At 66.0% G+C, this 5,159-nt stretch carries 5 protein-coding genes and 1 pseudogene; 3 read left to right on the top strand and 3 right to left on the bottom strand.

The features are described 5' to 3' along the window. Nucleotides 1-477: formate dehydrogenase accessory sulfurtransferase FdhD (locus DBR20_RS22620; RefSeq protein ID WP_258223198.1), on the bottom strand; the 477-nt coding region annotated here is incomplete at its 3' end. 224 nt (nucleotides 478-701) lie between these two features. On the opposite strand from DBR20_RS22620, the gene DBR20_RS03790 reads away from it, so the two are divergent. Next, nucleotides 702-2,987 carry an FdhF/YdeP family oxidoreductase gene (locus DBR20_RS03790; RefSeq protein WP_108265237.1) on the top strand — a complete coding sequence of 762 codons (2,286 nt, stop codon included), beginning with the start codon at nucleotides 702-704 and terminating at the stop codon, nucleotides 2,985-2,987. 10 nt (nucleotides 2,988-2,997) lie between these two features. Here the strand turns inward: DBR20_RS03790 and DBR20_RS03785 are convergent, their stop codons facing one another. Next, entirely contained in the window at nucleotides 2,998-3,372 is a 375-nt protein-coding gene (locus DBR20_RS03785; protein WP_108265236.1) for a hypothetical protein, read from the bottom strand. A 140-nt stretch (nucleotides 3,373-3,512) separates the two neighbouring features. Between DBR20_RS03785 and DBR20_RS03780 the strand changes: the two genes are divergently transcribed. Both DBR20_RS03780 and DBR20_RS03775 read left to right on the top strand, forming a co-directional pair. Further along, entirely contained in the window at nucleotides 3,513-3,866 is a 354-nt protein-coding gene (locus DBR20_RS03780) for a CopL family metal-binding regulatory protein (protein ID WP_108265235.1), read from the top strand. A 120-nt stretch (nucleotides 3,867-3,986) separates the two neighbouring features. Next, nucleotides 3,987-4,541, top strand: coding sequence for a DUF411 domain-containing protein (locus DBR20_RS03775; protein ID WP_108265234.1), 555 nt, complete (start codon nucleotides 3,987-3,989; stop codon nucleotides 4,539-4,541). 266 nt (nucleotides 4,542-4,807) lie between these two features. Here the strand turns inward: DBR20_RS03775 and DBR20_RS22615 are convergent. Then, nucleotides 4,808-5,159 (bottom strand): annotated as a pseudogene (locus DBR20_RS22615) (subclass B3 metallo-beta-lactamase); the annotation flags it as partial.

Raw genomic sequence — 5,159 nt, 5'->3', positions numbered from 1 at the left:
GTGCGGGGCCAACCCGGCCAGCGCCCGCTGCAGGGCAGCCGTCTGATAGGTGCGGCGGTCTTTTACCGGCGGCAGCGGACGCAGCACGTCTTCCAGCTGACGCGCACCACACAATCCGCAACCGCCACGACCAGGCAGCAGGCGGCCATTGTCGGGGTCCAGCCCTGCGCCAGGGGCGTCGGCGGACACGGTCATCTTCAGCTCGATGCCTTCCAGTTGTGGCTGCACCTCGGCGGACAGCAGCTGATCGGGGCGCTCGATCAATCCTTCGCTGAGCGAGAATCCCAGGGCGAAATCCTCCAGGTCGCACGGCGTGGCCATCATCACCGCGAAGGCGGCACCGTTGTAGCGCATCACTACCGGCACTTCCTCGGCGATCGCGTCGACCTGTTGCTCCTGCCCTGTGCCGCGCCAGCGTTGCAGCGTGCGCAGTGCGGTGCCGGCGGGCGGAGGAAAGGGCGGCGTCGATCCGGGCATGCGGCACATCCTGGGCAAAGCAGAAGGGCAGGCTACGCCCGCAGAATAGCGCAGCCATCCAGTGAAGACGCGGCGGTAACCGTTGCCATGGCAGCCTGCGTTACCACGGCCGGGCTATGGCGCCGCGGTTGCCGGCGTGCTTGACTGGCCACGGCAGCCGGGCGCGGGCCCGGCACTGCACGCAGGCACTCCACCAACGCAGGTTCCAACGCAGGTTCCCGACCATGTCCGAACAGAAGCCGCCGCGTTACAAGCCCTACAACCAACCGGCAGGCGGCTGGGGGGCCGCCGGTGCGACTGCCAAGGTGCTGCTGCAGCAGAGCGTGATCGGCAAGGGATCGAAGGCATTGCTGGCGATGAACCAGCCGGGCGGCTTCAAGTGCCCCAGCTGCGCGTTCCCCGATGCCGACCACCGCAAGAAGCTGGAATTCTGCGAGAACGGCGCCAAGGCCCTGGCCTGGGAAGCGACCCAGCACCGGGTGACCCGCGAGCTGTTCGCCCAGCACACCGTCACCGAGCTGATGGCGCAGACCGACTATTGGCTGGAACTACAGGGCCGGCTGACCGAGCCGATGCGCTACGACGCCGCCACCGATCACTATGTTCCCTGCGAATGGGACGAGGCGTTCGCGCTGATCGGCCGCCATCTGCAGGCTTTGGACCACCCCGACCAGGCCGAGTTCTACACCTCCGGCCGTACGCCCAACGAGGCGGCGTTCCTGTATTCGATCTTCGTGCGCGAGTTCGGCACCAACAACTTCCCGGACTGTTCGAACATGTGCCACGAGCCGACCAGCCGGGGCCTGCCGCCGGTGATAGGGGTGGGTAAGGGCACCATCGTGCTGGACGACTTCGAACACGCCGAGGCGATCTTCGTGATGGGTCAGAACACCGGCACCAACTCGCCGCGGATGATGAGCAACCTGGTGGAAGCACGCAAACGCGGCGTGCCGATCGTGGCGGTCAACCCGATGCCCGAGCGTGCGCTGATCCGCTTCACCGAACCGCAGGACGTGGTGCAGATGGCCACGTTCGGTTCCACCGAGATCACCAGCGAGTTCGTGCATGTCCGTATCGGCGGCGACCTGGCGCTGATCAAGGGCATGATGAAGGTGATGTTCGAGCGTGAAGCCCAAGGTGAGCAGGTGCTGGATCATGCCTTCCTGGCCGAGCACACCGTTGGCCTGGAGGCGCTGCGCGAGGATGTGCTGGCGCAGGACTGGGATGAGATCGTGCGGGTGTCGGGCATCGCGCAGGAGCAGATACGGCGCTGCGCGGAGATCTACATCCGTTCGCGCGCGACGGTCATCTGCTATGGAATGGGCCTCACCCAGCACCAGCAGGGTTCGCGGCTGCTGCAGCAGGTGGCCAACCTGCTGTTGCTGCGCGGCAACTTCGGCAAGCCGGGCGCGGGCATCGGCCCGATCCGCGGGCATTCCAACGTGCAGGGCGACCGCACGGTCGGCATCGATGAAAAGCCCACGACGCGCTACCTGGATCAGGTGCAGCAGGTGTTCGGTTTTGATCCGCCGCGCGAACATGGCCACCATGTGGTCGAATCTATCGCGGCGATGCTGGATGGCAGCGCCAAGGTGTTCATCGGCATGGGCGGCAACTTCATCCATGCCGTGCCCGATACCGAACGCGCCTACGAAGCCATGCGCAAGCTGGAACTGACCGTGGGCATCGCCACCAAGCTCAACCGAGGTCATCTTGTGCATGGCCGCGACGCGTTGATTCTTCCGGTGGTGGCGCGTTCGGAGTGGATCCGCACACCATTGGGGGAACAGTTCGTCACCATCGAAGATGCGATGTCCAACGTGACGGCATCGCGCGGCGTGCTGGAGCCGGCCAGCGAGCACGTGCTGCCGGAGGTGGAGATCGTCTGCCGCATGGCGATGGCGGCATTGCCGGACAGCAAGGTGGACTGGGCCGCGTACATGCATGATTACGGCCCGATCCGCGACCTGATCGCCGCCGTCTACCCGGATATCTACGCAGGCTTCAACGAGCGCATCCAGGCACTGCACGGCTTCCATCTGGATATTCCACCGCGCCGGCGCGTGTGGCCGACGCCGAACGGCAAGGCCAACATCCTGGTCATGCCGGGCCTGGAAGTGAACACGGTGGTCGATGACCCGGAGATGCTGCGGTTGGCCACGGTACGTTCGCACGACCAGTACAACACCACCATCTACAGCTACAACGACCGCTACCGGGGCGTGTACAACGACCGCATGGTGGTGTTCATGAACATCGAGGACCGTCTGGCGCGTGGGCTCGGCAAGGAAGCCCTGGTGAGCCTGGAAACGATCAGCGACGATGGCGTGACGCGGCGCATCGAAGGGTTGACCGTGCTTGACTATCCGATGCCGCGCGGCGCGTTGGCTGGCTACTACCCTGAGCTCAACCCACTGCTGCCGCTGGACTACTACGATCGGATCAGCGGTACGCCAGCGGCGAAATCCATTCCGGTACGCATGCGCGCGCAGGTCGAGGTGCCCGCGTAAGGCGGCGCCCCTACGGTTCCTCGCTGTCGCTCAGCACGATGCTGCCGTCCAGCAGCACGGGAACCATCTGGGTCCAACCCTTCGCGTTGTAGTCGAGGCTGACCAGGTACACCCAGCCGCGCGCTGCATCTTCGGTATGCGCCGCCGCGCCGGTGGTGAACCGCTGCAGGCTGACCTCGGAGACCACGAAGTCATCGCTGGGATAACGCTGGCGTGCGTGGGCCAGCGCTGCCGCCGTCGCTTGATGTACCGACAGCGGCGGCTCGGCGCGCGCCGGGTCGAAGGCGGGCAGCGTATGCAACCGCGTCGCGCTCACCTGCCAGCGCTCATGGGTGTCGTCAGCATCGCCGCTGGACAGCACGGTCCATTGGCGTTCGCCTGCCATGACCGGAAGGCTCAGCAACGCAGACAGCAGGAGGGCAGCAGAGGCGCAGCGGGCAGGAATGGAAAGGCTCCTATGAACGTCATGCATGATGACACCAGGCAGCAGCGACGGGCGCGTCGTGCGTCGGCTATCATCAGCCCGTGGATATATCCGGCCTGCTGCTGCGACTGATGCTGCTCCTGACCTTGGTGCTGAATGCACCGGCGCTGGCGCTTGCCTCGGGCGGCATCAACGGTCAGGCCAGCGATGGTCATTGCGGTGCACCCTATGAGAGCGCCGACACTGCGATCTCTGCCGCGCCCGCCTGCTGCGATGACCGGGACGCAGGCGCGTGCAGCAGCCAGGGTTGCGAATGCGTGCCGGCCAGTGTGGCCATGCTGGCCTCGGCTGCAAGCCTTGCAGCATGGCCGCCGCGTGCAGTGCCCGGTAATGCGCTGCATATGGGTCATCCCGCGCCTGCGCTGCCGCACCTGATCCGCCCGCCGATCGCCTGATCGCGCGCAGGCATTGCGTGCCTGCCGTCCTGCAGTACCCCCTCATCTACCTGACCCACGCGTATCCGTCGTGTGGGTGGCAGGCGCTCGCGCCTGCGATTGCAAAGGACAACCTGACATATGAACCGCACTCTTTCCCTGAGCCTGTTGCTTACCACCGTTCTGCTGGGCACCGCCTGCGCGCGCGCCTCTGAAGAAGCCGTGTCCTCGCCCGCAACGGCAACCGCAGCCGCAACCGCAACCGCCTCGGCAGTCGCAGTGATGGCTGAGGCGACGATCGACCCGGAACTGCCGCTGGCCATCGTGCACAAGACGGCCAGTTGTGGCTGCTGTGGCGTGTGGGCCGACCACCTCAAGGCTGCCGGCTTCCCGGTTGAGATACGTGACACCGATGACATGCATCCGGTCAAGCAGCGCCTCGGCGTGCCGGCCGGCAAGGCGTCCTGTCATACCGCCGAGATCGGTGGCTATGTGGTGGAAGGCCATATTCCGGCCAGCGACATCAAGCGCCTGCTGAAGGAACGGCCGACGGCGCGTGGTCTGGTGCTGCCGGGCATGCCGGCCGGATCTCCGGGCATGGAAATGCCTGATGGCTATGTGCAGCCGTATACCGTAGAGCTGGTGCTGGCTGATGGCAGCACCCAGCCCTTCGCACAGCACGGGCAGGGCGGCTGAGATTCAGTGGTGGTGCCGGTCGGTCTGACCGGCACCCTTCCACGCGGCCTGTGTAGAGCCGAGCCCACGCTCGGCTGCTTTCGGCCGGCAAGCCGAGCATCGGCTCGGCTCTACAGAATCAGCGGGCCCCGGCCGTTTGGCCAGCTGCGTGTCGAGCGACCATTCGGCTGCATCCACGTAGTCCTTCCTCGGCGCGCCGCGTGTAGAGCCGAGCCCACGCTCGGCTGCTTTCGGCCTGCAAGCCGAGCATAGGCTCGGCTACAGGATCAGCGGGCCCCGGCCGCTTCCTTGGCCAGCTGCGCGTCGAACTTCTTCTCGGCCTCATCCGCATAGGTCTTGCAGGTCAGGGCCTTGGCACCGGCCTTGGCACCAGCGCTGTAGTTCCAGCCGCTGGCACCGGGATGCGGGGTCAGCAGGATGTCGCAGGGCAGGGCGCGCACCGTGGCGAAACTCCGACGGTAGTCCTCGATCAGGTGCGGATAGCGAGGGTTGTCCTGCAGTTGATAGCCCGGTGCGCTCAGGCTGTCGGCGTAGACGATGCGAACGGGTTTTCCTTCACGGGTGTCGGTCCAGGTCCAGGCGGTGCTGCCCGGGGTGTGGCCGGGCACGAAGTGCGCG

Origin of the sequence: Stenotrophomonas sp. HMWF023 (assembly GCF_003060985.1) — a bacterium.
Taxonomy (GTDB): Bacteria; Pseudomonadota; Gammaproteobacteria; order Xanthomonadales; family Xanthomonadaceae; genus Stenotrophomonas; species Stenotrophomonas lactitubi.
The sequence above is the reverse complement of the archived record's forward strand: the minus strand, read 5'-3'. Positions and strand labels throughout refer to the sequence as shown.